The 13,933-nt window shown below is 53.4% G+C and carries 12 protein-coding genes; 7 read left to right on the forward strand and 5 right to left on the reverse strand.

Translation table 11 applies throughout. The features are described from left to right. Nucleotides 1-10: 10 nt before the first annotated feature. The gene (locus V8I28_RS04735) at nucleotides 11-1,123 is read left to right on the forward strand and encodes a 5-methyltetrahydropteroyltriglutamate--homocysteine S-methyltransferase (protein ID WP_341778965.1); all 1,113 of its coding nucleotides are present in this window, start codon (nucleotides 11-13) and stop codon (nucleotides 1,121-1,123) included. A gap of 1,036 nt (nucleotides 1,124-2,159) precedes the next feature. On the opposite strand, the gene V8I28_RS04740 is transcribed toward V8I28_RS04735, so the two are convergent. Beyond that, complete coding sequence (locus V8I28_RS04740; RefSeq protein ID WP_341778966.1) at nucleotides 2,160-2,852, reverse strand: CPBP family intramembrane glutamic endopeptidase; 693 nt, start codon at nucleotides 2,850-2,852, stop codon at nucleotides 2,160-2,162. 76 nt (nucleotides 2,853-2,928) lie between these two features. After that, on the reverse strand, nucleotides 2,929-3,312 hold the full coding sequence (locus V8I28_RS04745; RefSeq protein WP_341778967.1) for a VOC family protein: 384 nt from the start codon (nucleotides 3,310-3,312) through the stop codon (nucleotides 2,929-2,931). 215 nt (nucleotides 3,313-3,527) lie between these two features. On the opposite strand from V8I28_RS04745, the gene V8I28_RS04750 reads away from it, so the two are divergent. Next, entirely contained in the window at nucleotides 3,528-5,051 is a 1,524-nt protein-coding gene (locus tag V8I28_RS04750) for an ABC-F family ATP-binding cassette domain-containing protein (RefSeq protein WP_341779018.1), read from the forward strand. A gap of 102 nt (nucleotides 5,052-5,153) precedes the next feature. After that, complete coding sequence (locus V8I28_RS04755; RefSeq protein WP_341778968.1) at nucleotides 5,154-5,690, forward strand: L,D-transpeptidase; 537 nt, start codon at nucleotides 5,154-5,156, stop codon at nucleotides 5,688-5,690. 84 nt (nucleotides 5,691-5,774) lie between these two features. Here the strand turns inward: V8I28_RS04755 and V8I28_RS04760 are convergent, their stop codons facing one another. The 3 genes from V8I28_RS04760 to V8I28_RS04770 all read right to left on the reverse strand — a co-directional run bounded on the left by V8I28_RS04760 (nucleotide 5,775) and on the right by V8I28_RS04770 (nucleotide 11,339). Then, entirely contained in the window at nucleotides 5,775-6,686 is a 912-nt protein-coding gene (locus tag V8I28_RS04760; RefSeq protein ID WP_341778969.1) for a proline-specific peptidase family protein, read from the reverse strand. 260 nt (nucleotides 6,687-6,946) lie between these two features. Continuing rightward, complete coding sequence (locus V8I28_RS04765) at nucleotides 6,947-9,385, reverse strand: Xaa-Pro dipeptidyl-peptidase (RefSeq protein WP_341778970.1); 2,439 nt, start codon at nucleotides 9,383-9,385, stop codon at nucleotides 6,947-6,949. A 547-nt stretch (nucleotides 9,386-9,932) separates the two neighbouring features. Next, nucleotides 9,933-11,339: an APC family permease gene (locus V8I28_RS04770; RefSeq protein ID WP_341778971.1), complete on the reverse strand. Its 1,407-nt coding sequence runs from the start codon at nucleotides 11,337-11,339 to the stop codon at nucleotides 9,933-9,935. Between the two features lie 413 nt (nucleotides 11,340-11,752). Between V8I28_RS04770 and V8I28_RS04775 the strand changes: the two genes are divergently transcribed. The 4 genes from V8I28_RS04775 to V8I28_RS04790 all read left to right on the forward strand — a co-directional run bounded on the left by V8I28_RS04775 (nucleotide 11,753) and on the right by V8I28_RS04790 (nucleotide 13,916). Further along, nucleotides 11,753-12,178, forward strand: a complete 426-nt coding sequence (locus V8I28_RS04775) for a bis(5'-nucleosyl)-tetraphosphatase (RefSeq protein ID WP_341779019.1) — start codon at nucleotides 11,753-11,755, stop codon at nucleotides 12,176-12,178. Next, complete coding sequence (locus V8I28_RS04780) at nucleotides 12,168-12,728, forward strand: guanylate kinase (protein ID WP_341778972.1); 561 nt, start codon at nucleotides 12,168-12,170, stop codon at nucleotides 12,726-12,728. The genes V8I28_RS04775 and V8I28_RS04780 overlap by 11 nt, the downstream gene beginning before the upstream one ends. A gap of 82 nt (nucleotides 12,729-12,810) precedes the next feature. Further along, entirely contained in the window at nucleotides 12,811-13,269 is a 459-nt protein-coding gene (locus tag V8I28_RS04785) for a Fur family transcriptional regulator (protein ID WP_341778973.1), read from the forward strand. 107 nt (nucleotides 13,270-13,376) lie between these two features. Continuing rightward, nucleotides 13,377-13,916, forward strand: coding sequence for a hypothetical protein (locus V8I28_RS04790; RefSeq protein ID WP_341778974.1), 540 nt, complete (start codon nucleotides 13,377-13,379; stop codon nucleotides 13,914-13,916). The last annotated feature ends 17 nt before the right edge of the window (nucleotides 13,917-13,933 follow it).

Below are 13,933 nucleotides of genomic sequence, written 5' to 3' on the forward strand. Positions count from 1 at the left end.
GGTGTCACCTATGACTGAAGCAACGCGTATCAAGTTTCCTTATCATTACGATGTCGTGGGAAGTTTACTGCGAACGGCTGAATTGAAACAAGCCTTAGCGCAGTTTGAGCGGGGGGATATCTCGCCAGAAGCATTAAAGGAAGTTCAGCGCGCCGAGACCAAGAAAGTCGTCGACCGAGAAGTCGCCTTGGGTCTAAAGGCGGTTACTGATGGTGAATTTAATCGAAATTGGTGGCACCTCGATTTTTGGAAGCATCTGACGGGAATTAGTGAGCATTTCAAGGAATCAATCTCCTTTGCCGGTGGGGGAAACAAACTTCACACGGCACAACTAGTCGATAAGGTGGCCTTTAATCCCGAGCATCCGTTCTTCTCGGACTTTAAATATACGCAATCATTAGTGCCGGCAGAGGTAACCGTTAAGCAGACGATCCCGTCACCAACCCTGTTGTTCGGCGCCAATTGGCACGATGTCTATGCGGACTGGGATACCTATCTGAGTGACCTTGCGGAAGCTTATCACCAGACAATTCTACAGTTCTATGCTTTGGGTAATCGTTATCTTCAGTTGGACGATACCAACTGGGCCTATCTCATTAGTGAGCTGAACGCGACGGAAGATGATCCCAATGCTCACGCTAACTTTGAGAGTCAAGCTAAGGATGCGGTGGCCTTGGTCAATGCCGTTCTAAAGGATTTACCGGCCGATCTGACAACCACAACCCACATTTGCCGAGGAAATTTTAAGTCCACCTATGTCTTCTCAGGCAGTTATGATGTCGTCGCGAAGTACTTAGGTCAACTAAACTATGATGGATTGTTCTTGGAGTATGATAGTCAGCGTGCGGGTGGATTCGAACCGCTCGATGAAATCTGGAACAATGATAAAAATAAGCGTTTGATTCTAGGCCTAGTAACTTCTAAGACGCCTGAACTTGAGACGAAAGAGTCGCTGGTTACGCGACTAAATGAGGCGGCAACGCACGTCCCTTTGGAAAACCTTGGGCTATCAACGCAGTGTGGCTTTGCTTCTTCCACAGTGGGAAATCTGTTGACGCAAGAAGAGGAATGGCGAAAACTGCAGCGGATAATCGAAGTTGCCAAGCAAGTTTGGTCCGTTTGATGAGAAGCGACTGCCTGAGTGAATAGCTAAAGGTTGAAAAATAGAAATCGACTAAAACTATGGTCATTGCGCAATTCATGGCGTTAATGTTAGTCGTTTACAATTTCGTAGTGGAAATCGGCCGCCTTGCCGTTCGCCAAATAGGGGTTGGATCGCGGTGGGCGGACCGGACCGAGCCTGAGAGGCGGTCTCGGCCTCGCTTTGAGCCGACAGCCCACGTCTCAAAGGCGCCAGTCCCCTAACCGGCAAGAACCACCGCTAAGGGAACTCCCACGGCTGAACCCATATTTGGCTCACTCACGGCTACTGAAGGGCTGGTCAGTAATCAGCGGTTTAGCTCTAGGTAACGGCTAAGCTGATGACTAACTCAGATCTTGGTGATAAACACTATCTCGCCGGAGATCGCCAGGGGTGGAGCCGGCTGTGTCGACGGTGTTAGCTGAGGGCCTTTCTCAGCTTACAGCGTGGGGCGACTTGGGAGACTTGCGGGCTTAGCAAGGCTTCCAAGCGAACCGGAAGCCCGCTTTCCAGGCTGGAGGTGTCCCCCATAGCAGGCGGAACCCCTGGCAGGCGCAGACCACTGGTTTCACTAATTTTAGTGGACAGAACACCGCCATTACGGGAAGCAGTGTGTTAAGTCTACTTTCAACCTTTAGGGAATAGCTAAAGTCGATGTGAATTGCCATAGTGCTAAAGACTTCGGTGGTTGCTTGGCCGAAGTCTTTAGCTTGTCTTCATGACCACACGGCACCTTGCGCGATATGTGGGAGTTTCCTTTCTAAGCAGACGGACATGGTCTATACTGTAACCAGATTCAAGGGTTATTCAGTATTGGGTGACTCGAATCCGTATTTAAAGTTGGGTGAAGCGATTGTGACGCGCATCAAGTGGAAATTTCCGCGAGCGGCACAAGAAAGGCGTTAAGGACGCTAGCCATGAACACTAGGAAATCATGGATCGGCGGCCATACATAAAAAGGCTCGGGGCGATGGCCTCGAGTCTTTTGTGTGCTGGGGAAGTTTCTTCCCAGATGATTTTAGATAAGTGACATCGCGTTATTCAAGAAGTGGAGCGTCATGTCGTAACGGATATCGCGGAAATGCAGGTAGCTGTAGCCCAACACCCAGCCCAATGCCGAGTACATCAGCAGGGTGGGCGTGAAGCTGGCGACGTGCATGAAGCCAAAGATAATGCCCGACACGAAGATGCCGAGAAAATTCATCAGCTTGGTATTCTTACTGAAAAAGTAGTTGAGAAAGATTCCACGGAAGATTAATTCCTCAATCACCGGGGCCAGCAAGATGGCGTAGGCCAGGTTCCAGAAGGGGAGCTGCGTGACCTGCTGGTTAATCGCCTGTTGGTTGGCAGGGTTCGGTAGAATGTGGGTGGCGATTAAGATCGACCACGAATACTGAATCGCCAGCATCAGGATGAAGAAGCCGATCAGTTGGCTGACGGTCTTACCGGTAAAGGGCGTGCGACCGAACTGCCGCGGATTGTTTTGCTGGAGTTGTTTTTGGTAACGCCAGGTGATGAAGCCCAGTAGTAGGCCGGTATAAATCAACATCATCCCAATGGTCCGATTGGTGGCGGTTCCGTGGCTCGCCTGTAGGGTAGCCTGCGTCAGGAAGAGGCTGTCGATCAGGTAGAGTAGCAGAAAGCCCAACCACTTGAGGTCTCGAAGCACCCAGTCCAGTAGCCAGTTGAGACCCTTGTTCAACGAATTCATGCAAGCAGTCCTCCAATATTAGTGAGTTAATGACGACAGAAATTAACGTTTCAGTCTGTCGGCCTTGGCAAACGCGTTACTTATCGTATTTGCCAATCTCGATGAGGTTCTCATCGGGGTCGCGGACGTACACGGAGGTCATAGGCCCCAGGGCGCCCTGCTTGGGGATGGGACCGTCGACGATCTCGACCGCATAGTTGGTGAGGTGGGAGAGAATGTTGGCCAGCGGATCGGTCGCGATGATGGCGAAGTCCGCGCCACCCACCGTGGGATGCTTGGCCACGGGCAGGTGGGGGTGGTCACTCTGTTGGAAATTCAACTTTTGCTTACCCAATTTCACGCCGCGCCGGCCATCGTCAAATTCGATGATGGGCAGGTCAAAGACCTCGTGATACCAGCGTACGGAACGCTCGACATCGCTAACGGTTAGGGTAAGATGATCGATGTTACGAATATTCATGAAAGCTTCAGTCCTTAGAAGTAAATTTTCACTATTATAGCATAGTTTTCACGAGACCCTAAGCCATGAAGTTGACGAACCCGGGCGTTTCGTGGTAAGTTACTACTTATATATTACCGTTTGGGAAGAGGCCTTGACGTTGTCGGGGCTTTTTTCTTGCATGAGAGCAGAAGGGAAGGATACACGTGCCATTACTAGAAGTTGACGACCTGAGCATGAGCTTTGCTGATAAGAAGCTCTATGAAGGGGCCAGTTTTACCCTGGAAAAAGGCGAGCACATGGGTGTCGTCGGGCAAAACGGGGTCGGTAAGTCAACCTTAATCAAGATTATTACGGGGCAGGAGTTGCCACTGACGGGTTCAGTGAAGTGGCAAAAGAAGACCCACGTGGGCTATTTGGACCAGTACGCGGACATTCCAGCCGGGATGACGCTGATTGACTTTCTCCATACGGCTTACGCGGACTTATACGAAATGAATGACCGGATGACGGCCATGTACACGGAATACGCCGAGAGCATGGATGACAAGCTCCTGGAGCGGGCCGGTCGAATTCAAGAAGAATTGGACGCCCGTAACTTTTACGACGTGGAAACGCAGATTGAACGGGTCATCTCCGGGTTGGGCCTGGACGACATGGGTCGCGACCATGAAGTGGCTAAGATGTCCGGGGGCCAACGGTCGAAGATTATTCTGGCCAAATTACTGCTGGAAACGCCGGACGTTATTTTACTGGACGAACCGACCAACTACCTGGATACGGCGCACATCGAGTGGTTGGAAGACTATCTGAACGGCTTCGATGGGGCCGCGCTGATCGTTTCCCATGATTACGATTTCTTGCAGGACGTGACGAACTGTATCATTAACGTGGCGTTCGGACAGATTACCAAGTACCGGGGGAACTTCAAGCAGGCCATGCGGCAACGGGCCGAGAAGGAAAAGGCCCAACAACGGGAATTCGATAAGCAACAGGTGGTTATTGAAAAGGCCGAACGGTTTATCCGTAAGAACAAGGCCGGTTCCAAGTCGACCATGGCGAAGTCTCGAGAAAAGATGCTGAACCGGATGGACCGGGTCGATCCACCTTCGACCAACATTCAGGCGCACTTCGATTTTCCTTACCAGGAAACCGGGTCGCAGAATGCCTTGGTGGTGGACCAACTGTCCGTGGGGTACGATCGGCCGCTGTTAAAGCCGGTGACCTTCTCCGTGACGACCGACCAAAAAGTTGGCCTGACCGGGTTCAACGGGGTCGGAAAGTCCACGTTGATCAAGTCGATCTTAGGCATTATCAAGGCCAAGGGTGGGGAGGCATCCTTCTCGCCATCCGCACGCATCAGCTACTTCAGTCAGGATTTAGTTTGGGATAACAATCGGCAGACGCCACTGCAGATTATCCAGGCGAAGTACGAGAAGTTACCGCAAAAGGCCATCCGCGGGAAATTATCCAAGTGTGGTCTGGATTCCGCCAATGCCATGAAGCCGATCGGTGAGCTCTCCGGGGGCGAACAGACCAAGGTTAAGCTGGCATTGATGGAATTTGAACCGGCGAACTTTCTCATTATGGACGAACCGACGAACCATTTGGATGACGAGACCAAGCAGGCTTTGAAGGAAGCCATCGCAAACTTTCCGGGTAATGCGATTATCGTCAGCCATGAGGCCAGCTTCTACACGGGCTTAGTCGATAAGATTTTGAACGTTGAGAAGCTGAGCTTGAAGAACGTCCAGAACTAATCTTGCACGAAGATTATGTTTCGGTAAAAGTCGTTTTCTTTTTTAGAGAAATCCGTTACAGTTGACGGTAGAGTAAATCTCAGGAGAAAGGGACGGCGGAGCATGAGATATTTCAGAAAATTATTGGTGATCGTGATCTTAATCGTGATCGCAGCGGTGGGGATCAATCAGGTAATCCAACGCACTGCGGCCAAGCAGATTAATTGGCGTGAGCCTTCCGAAAGTAAGGCGTATCCGGACCTAACGCAACACCCGAATGCCTGGTTGGACGTGAATACCAGTAAACAACGGGTGTACATTAAGGACGGCAACCGGGTGCTCTACACCATGTACTGTTCCACGGGAACGGGTAAGGAGAACGGCACGCCGCACGGAACCTTTTATATTCAAGCCGAACGCGGGAAATTCTTCTACAATCAGTCTTCTGGTGAAGGGGCCAAATATTGGGTTTCCTGGAAGGATCACGGGGTCTACCTGTTTCACAGTGTTCCCACGGATAAGAACGGAAATTACATCAAGAGTGAAGCCGAAGAGCTAGGCAAGACGGCCGCGTCACACGGCTGTGTCCGGTTGTCGGTGGCCGATGCCAAGTGGGTCTACACCAACGTGCCTTATGGGATGAAGGTTGTGATTCACTAGGTCGCGTCAGTTGTTAAGCAAATCAAATTAAAAATCGTCCAGTCAATTCTCAATGGAATTGGCTGGGCGATTTTAGTTTAGCGATTAAGCGTTAAAATTATCGTTTTCCACATCGCGGATAAACGTGGCCAAATGATCGTAGTAAACCGGTGCGTTATCGATCATGTGGTGGTGGCCCCCTTCAGGCGTGGTGACGAAGCGAGAGTGGGGGATGAGTTCGGCCATCTTCTTACCGGTGGCAATGGGCATGGTTTCGTGTTCCCCGAAGGTCAACAGGGTGGGAACCTTGATTTCCTTCAAGTGATCACGGAAGTTCCATTCCTTCAGCTTACCCTTGATGACAAACTCGTTGTCGCCTTGGAAGGCACCGTAGACGTCGGTAGCCATCGTGCTGATTAAGTGGGAAATGGCGGCCGGCTTCTTCCGGTCCACGTAACCATCGTTTAAGATGTCCACGTAACTCTGGTAAGTTGGGTCATCGTAGTTGCCTTGGGCTTCAATCTTCTTCATGTAGGCCACTTGGTCGGCGGACAGAACCGTTTCACGAATATGATTGATGCTCTCAACGTATTCGTCGATGTTATCAACCATGGACGAAATGATTGCGCCCTTCAGGTGTTGACCGTATTTAGCGGCGTACATCTGAACTAAAGCACCCCCCCATGACTGGCCAATCAGGTAGAACTTGTCGATGCCTAACTTTTGGCGAACTTCTTCGACCTCATCCAGGAAGTAGTCGTAAGTCAGATACTTCTTGGCCGTCTCGGGGTCGCTATAGTCGGGTTGATCGGAGTACCAGGAGCCGAGTTGATCGTACATGTGGACCTGAACATTGAGACCTTGGGCGGCTAATTGCTTGGCCGTGTCTTCCCAGTATTCGTGGTTGCCACCGGGGCCACCGTGGAGGGCGAGCAAGTGAATGTCGCCGGTTCCTTGGGTGTTGGTCCAGAGGTGGTAGCCGTTGTCTAAGGTAATGATCGTCGTGCCTTGTTTCATAATGAAATTCCCCCGTTTCTAATGAATTATCTAATAGTTTAGCACTGTCGGCTAAAATCCGAAACTAAAGTTAATGGTTACTGGGTTGTGCGGATGGGTCGCAGGAACGGACGAAATCGCTCACGATGGGTCATGCCACTCATGGCGTTAAGCTTAGTCGTTGACCGTTTCGTCGTGGAAAGCGGCCGCCTAAATATGGGGTGGATCGCGGTGGGCGGTCTTGGCCTCGCTTTGGGCCGGAAGCCCACGTCTCAAAGACGCTATTTCTCCACGAACGGAATCGTCAGTGAGGATTCGCCGAGTTGGACGGAATATTGCAGATCCTGATTACCCCGAACCGTCATGCCAAAGTCCGTGGCATAGATGACTAGCCCCAGTTGGTGGCCCGCCAACAACTTGTAATGCGTGGGCTGTAAGGTCACGCTGAGATCGTAGAACTGGTTGGGCTTAAGAGGATCGACGTGGTAGGCGTTGGTCCGGTTCTGCAGGTTGCGGTGGCCCTTGGTAATCATCTTCCACGGGGTCGCCTTGGTCGTTTGAAATTCCCGCAGGTTATCCTCACGCCAACGGTACCCTTCGTCCAGACTCAACCGCAGTGGGGTGGGGCTGACGCCGAGTCGCTTGGCCTCGCCATAGTCCACGACCTGGAAGCTGAGCATGCCGACCGGTTGGTTGACGGCCACTTGAAGCTTAACGGTTGGCTTACCGTCCAAGATGAGGTCGTCCTTTAAGACGGCGGACTTGAAGATTAAACGGTGGCCAAACATGTCGTTGTGCTTGTCGCCCAGCAGCGCCGTTTGCCAGGCCGCAATGTCCTTGGTGTAGCGTTGATATTGTGCCGTGGGCAGTTGGTCGCTGAAGCTGGTGGCGAATTCCATGGGTTCGTGCGTCGCTTGGTCAACGAGCTCGTCGTGCTGCAGGTTGAAGACGCGTTGCGGATTGCTAGGCGCATCCCAGTCGCTGGTGGCGTGCCACGTTTCCGGTTCGACGTTGTCCTGAATAATCACGTTTGGCAGGAGCGTTTCCGCCTGGTTATCCACGCCGAGCAACTCGTGGGTCAGCCACAGGTTAACGATGTCCGTGTAGTCAATCGACCGGAAGGCATTGATGTAGATGTGTTGACCCTGGTGAAGGATCAGCTTCTTCGTGACCGGCAAATCCCGGACGGCATTCCACAAGTTATTGACGTTGCGGGGCTTGACGTTCCAGTCATTGAGGCCATGGACCAGCAGTAAATCGGCCTTGATGTTGGGCACGTTTTTGAGGTAATTCCGGGCGTCCCAGAAGCGGTTGTAGTTGCCGGTTGCGCGGTCCTGACCGTGCGTAATGGCGGCCAGGTCGGCCTGCCATTTAGCCTGAATCCGGTGATAGTCGCCGGCCTTGAGTTGCCGACTGAAGGTTTCTTCAGCTAACACATCGGTATCTTCGCCAGGGAAGCCGCCGGGGGCGATGACCAGTCCGCCATCGCGGTAGTAGTCGTACCAGTTAGAAATGGCAGCCTCGGAAATCACCGTCTTTAGTCCGGTGACGCCGGTGGTGGCGGCGGCCGTGGCCAGCGTGCCCAGGTAGGAGCGGCCAGTCATGGCCACGGCATGGTTGCTCCACCAGGCGGGGATGGCTTGGGTCGCAGCCCGGCTAGTAAAGGCCGTGCGGTTGCCGGCCAACCACTCGATGATGGCGATGGTCGAGGTCGTTTCCTCGGGGTCACCGGTGGTTCGGACGCCATCGGAATCCAGCGTTCCAATCCCGGCGGCGTAGACCACCGCGAAGCCGCGGGCCAGGAAGTAGTCGTTTAGCGTATAGGATTGTTCGCGCGCAAAGGTTTCCTCGGCGGTCTTGGTCGTCGCGGTGACGGGCCGTGGGTCGGGTACCGGCGTGGTTGCTGGTTGGGCCGTGACGTCGGCTGCCGTTAGATCGTTGGGTTGCTTAGGCTCCAGAGGCACGTTGACGTTGTGCATCATCTGATCGCCGGCCTCGTCGTTGGTGCCTTGGTTGTAAGGACTCGCCGTGTAGAGGACGGGGACCTTTAGGCCGGTTTCCGTTTCGGCGGGGCGAATGACTTCGGCCTTGAGCAGGTCGCGTTTTCCATCGCCATCGGTGTCTTGGGGACTCTCCACGTAGACCACTTCACGAATCAGCTGCGTGGTGTCGAAGACGGCCTGTGATTTCCCGTTAAAAATCAGGGGTTTCTCGACACTTTCATCGTGAACGAAGGGGGCGAAATACCCGTGGGTGGTTAGGTGATCCAGGAAGGTCTGGCCGTTCTTGGTGTGGGTCGTGAGTAACAAGTACCACGCCTGCTTGAGTTCGGCCAGCGTGAAGACGTCGTTGGCGTGATCGGCCACGGGCAATTGAATCTTGGCCATGGCGGCTAGTGGGTCGGTTAACTGAAAGTCCAGGTCGGGCAGAAAGCCCAGGCGTTGCAGGGCCAGGTTGTAGAAGGCGTCCACGGCCACGTCGTCGTGGTACGTCAGATAATCCAAGCCATCGCTATCGGGCGTGGCCATGAGGTCGGCCAACTGTTGACGGACCACGTCGACGGTGGTGTATTCCGGCCAACTCTTATCGTAGAAATCTTGCAGTAACGCACTGCCGCTGGTCAAGTCTTGATTGGCCGTGGTTAAGAAATGAATCCGTTCAAGCTCGCGCAAGGCGTCCGCCGGTTGTGTGGGCCGAATAGCAAATTGTTGATTACGCAAATGAATCACCCTCCTAAATGAATTTGAAATTATTGATTTGTATTAGATGATCGCCTATGGCCGGCAGGGGTTCCGCCGTAACCATGGCTAATATTGTCCGCCTTACCGTTCGCCAAATCTGGGCCGGAACGCTGGGGGAGGACCGGGACGAGCCTGAGAAACGGTCTCGTCCCTCGCTTGGAACCACCACAGAACGGTGTTTCCAAGACGCCCATCCTCAACTGACGATCGTCAGCTGAGGATGCCCCGGCTGAGCCCAGATTTGGCTCACTCGCGGCTACGTTGGTGCGTGGCCCAACGATTCGTTTTGGCTGAAGCAAGGATGACCAGTCCAGTTATACCAATGTTAGTCGGCCGAAGGAGGCTAGGGATGGAGCCAGCCGTGAGTGTGAAGTTAGCTGGCGTTTTGGGCCAGGTTACTTCACCGGACGACCTTGAAGACGTGAATTATCGGCTTCAAGGCGAGGAGAAAGACCGCCCTGTGGCTTTCTCCGGTCCTCACAGCAGGCGGAATCCCTGGCAGCCGCAGGGCAGCGACTGTAAAAGTTTACTTGGACTCTGGCTGGTCATCGTTGAGGCGGCTGTGGCGCAGGCCGTAGGTGAAGTAGATGACGAGGCCGAGGACGAACCAGATGGACGAAGCAATCCAGGTCTCCGCCGGCAATTGAAGCATCATCCCGAAACACAGTAGCCCGGAGACAATCGGTAAGACGGGATACCAGGGAACCTTGAACCCGGAGTTGGCCGGCAATTCCTTGATGTGTCGGAGTCGAATGATCCCAAAGGACACGAAGAGAAAGGCCACCAACGTCCCAATATTAACCAGATTGGTCAGTTGGGCGAGGGGCACGAAGCCTCCCAGTAGCGCGATGACTACGGTAATCAGCGCCAAGCTGTTCTTGGGCGTGCCGTTAGTCTGGTCGATTTTACCCAAGAACTTAGGCAACAGGCCGTCCCGACCAATGGAGTAAATCAGCCGTGAGGAGCTGTAAATCATGGTCACCATCATGGTAAACATCCCCGCCAGCGCCCCCAGCGAGATGATGCCGGACGTCCAGTTCTGGTGAACCAGCGTCAGTGCGAAGGCTACGGGGTCGGCCACATTGAGCTTGGTATAGTGGACCATCCCGGTTAGGACCACGGCCACCAGCATGTAGAGCACGGAGGCCACGATCAACGTCCCGATAATCCCAATGGGCATGTTCTTCTTGGGATTCTTAACCTCGGCAGCCGAGGCGGAAACCACATCGAACCCGAGGTAGGCGAAGAAGACGGTCGAGGCGCCCTGCAGAATCCCTTTGGTTCCAAACGGTGCGAAGGGTTTCCAATTGGCCGGCTTGACGTAGAAGATGCCCACCAGGACGAATAAAATAATGATGGCAATTTTGACGAAGACGATGGCGGTATTAATCCGCATCGACTCGCGCATGCCCCGGTTGAGCAACCAACTAATCAGTAGGACCACCAGAATGGCCACCACGTTGCCGTACGTCCCGTGTGCGGGGTCGTAGGGACCTGCGAGGGCCGTGGGCAGGGCGAGGTGGAAACCGGCGAGAAACGAGTTAAAATAGGCGCCAAAGGAATTGGCCACCGCGGCCACGGCGAGCACGTACTCCAGAATCAGCGCCCAGCCGAGCACCCAGCCAATGATTTCGCCGAAAACCAGGTTACCGTAAGAATAAGCGGAGCCGGCAACTGGCAAGACGGAGGCAAATTCGGCGTAACACATGGCCGCTGTCGAACAGACAATGGCCGCTAATAGAAAGGATAAAACAATTCCGGGCCCACTGTACTGTGCGGCGATGGTTCCGGGGAGAATGAAAATCCCGGTCCCAATCACGGCCCCAATGCCCAGTGACATCAGATCTTTTGCCGTCATGGTCTTGGCAAAGTGCTGGTCACTTTTTAAGTAATTATCTAAGCGTTCGCGGCGAAAGATTCGCGAAATACCCATAAAAAGCCTCCTTAATAATGATGATATCTCGGATAGTGTACCCTAGACTTAAATTAAAAGTCAATGAGAGTTGGCGAGACTTTTGAGAAAAGGCGGTTAAAAGTTCCCCATAACCGGTGATTTCGGGATAAAATAGAACAGATATGGCCATGCCCCCCGCATCAATGTAGCGGTTAAACGTCAGCAATGCGCTGGTGGCTTAGTCAACGAAAGCCCATGGTGGCGCGATTAGTCCGTCTGACGCCGACCGTCAAAGGTTGCTGATGGCTCGACTTTAGCGGCGGCGATGGTGGTCACCGAAAGTTTTTCCTGAAAAATTGACCCGTTTAGCGGTCGTTCGTGGTAAGGTTGAACTTCATGAGGTGGCCGTTGCCGAGGGGGATGGCCCAGCGAAAGAGGAGGCAGTTTTAAAAATGATTACTGAAAATGCAAGCGGTGCGGTGGTTTATCGATTAGTGGACGACCAGCCACAGTATTTACTCTTGAAGAGTGCGACCAGCAATTTCTGGGGGTTCCCTAAGGGCCACGTTGAGGGCCAGGAGACCGACATCGAGACGGCCGTGCGGGAAATCCGGGAAGAAACGCAGCTCCACGTGACGGTCGACCCAACCTTCCATGCCGATCTGGATTATGATATGCAAAATGGTCATCACAAGCACGTGGTCCTGTACACCGCGCAGGTTCCGGCCGACGTGACCATCTCGCGGCAGGTCGAGGAAATCAGTGACTTTGGCTGGTTCGACTTTGCCACGGCTCACGAACGCCTCAGCTATCCGAACCTGCAGGCGCTCCTGACGCGGGCCAACGCGTACGTAGTGGGGGACCGTCATGACCAATAAAGTTCTCGTGATTACCGGGGCCACCGGAACGGGCAAGACCACGGTTCAGGATTATCTGGTCAGTCAGTACCCCGTGACGAAGGTCATCACCCACACCACGCGGCCGCCACGGCAGGGCGAGGTCGACGGGCGCGATTACTACTTCGAGACGCCCGAGAGCTTCCCCAAGAACCATTACCTCGAGTCCGTTTACTATGCGGGTTTTCACTACGGGTCATCTCGCGAAGGATTGGCTGCCGGATTTGAGCGAGCCCCTTTTGTGGCGATCGTGTTAGATACCAAGGGCGCCATCACCTACGCGCAGGAGCTGGGCGATCAGGCCGTCATCATCTTTCTGACGGTCAGCCAGCCAGAAGAGCTACTGGCACGGGTGACCCAGCGCGGCGACGACCGGGCGATGTTGAAGCAACGCTTTGCCAGCCCGGAATATCGGCGTGATTTGACCATGCCGCTGGCTTTGCGGGGCAAGGCCATTCAGCTAAACAACGATAATTGGCAGCAGACCCAGATTAAGCTGGATGCGTTGATGAACCGCTTACAGGCGAAATAGGGGGGACTTTGGTTGAGTTTCGTTGGAAAGTGTGCGAAACTAATGAGGATTTCGGACTAAATTTAAGAGGAGGCCGCCCATCATGGCAGACACATTGACCGCCGCCGTGGCGATTTTAAGAAAGAATAAGTATAAATTGACCAAACAGCGCCACGCGTTGCTGGATTTCTTGGTCACCAATCAGGGCCATTACACGGATGTGGTGACGGTCGATGCCTACATGCGGACCGAATTTCCGGGGATGAGTCATAACACTGTTTACCGTAATCTCAAGGAATTTGAGGAAGTCGGGATTGTCGAGCAGAATACGGAGCAGGAACGGACACGGGTCAAGTACCAGTGTGACTTTCACCACCAGCACCATCACCACTTTATCTGCCAAAATTGTGGCAAGGTCACCGAGCTACAGATGTGCCCGATGGACTTCTTTAGCGACCAGCTGCCGGGCTACGAGATTACTGGCCATAGCTTCGAACTCTACGGGAGCTGCGCGGAATGCAAGGCAGCCGGCGTCACGGCGGCGCCCAAGCCACTGACGTAAGCTTGCGGGCCTAACTTAGTTAAAAATTAACAGAAACTTGAGAAACTTTTGAACTTAACGTGCGATAATAAAAGACATTGCATTAAGTGTAGAAGGAGGAATGTAGTATGGCGTACCGGACACCACCCTTTATCACGCCGTTTGCCATTGTGTCGATGGCCTTGGCACTGGGGGCAACCAACGTGGTGACGAATACCGTCACGAAGACCAACGAAGGGGCTTCACGGACGTCGACGAGTTCGTCGCTAGTCGTCAATCAGTCCAACGATTCGAAGAAAAAGGCGAGCGATGACAGCAAGAAGAAGGATTCGGATTCTTCTAAGAAAGACAGCAGTGATTCATCTAGCAAGGATAGTAGCAGTAGTAGTTCTTCAACGGATACGGAAAGTTCATCGGCTAATTCCACGTCCGAAACGGAGAACAGCACGGCCGGCACCACCGGTTCGACGGGCACGACGGGGTCAACTACGTCTAAGAAGAAGACGTCATCTAGCACGACGAGCTCGGCCACGACCGACAATGACACGACCACTGACGATACCGGGTCGACCAGTGATGATACCACTGACGATACGGGCTCTGGCACTTACAGCCACGCCACGACTTACAACAACACCAACAATACGACTGACACGACCGGTCAATAACGAAGAAAGGGGGACCG

It is taken from the genome of Levilactobacillus sp. HBUAS70063, assembly GCF_038374745.1.
Classification (GTDB): domain Bacteria; phylum Bacillota; class Bacilli; order Lactobacillales; family Lactobacillaceae; genus Levilactobacillus.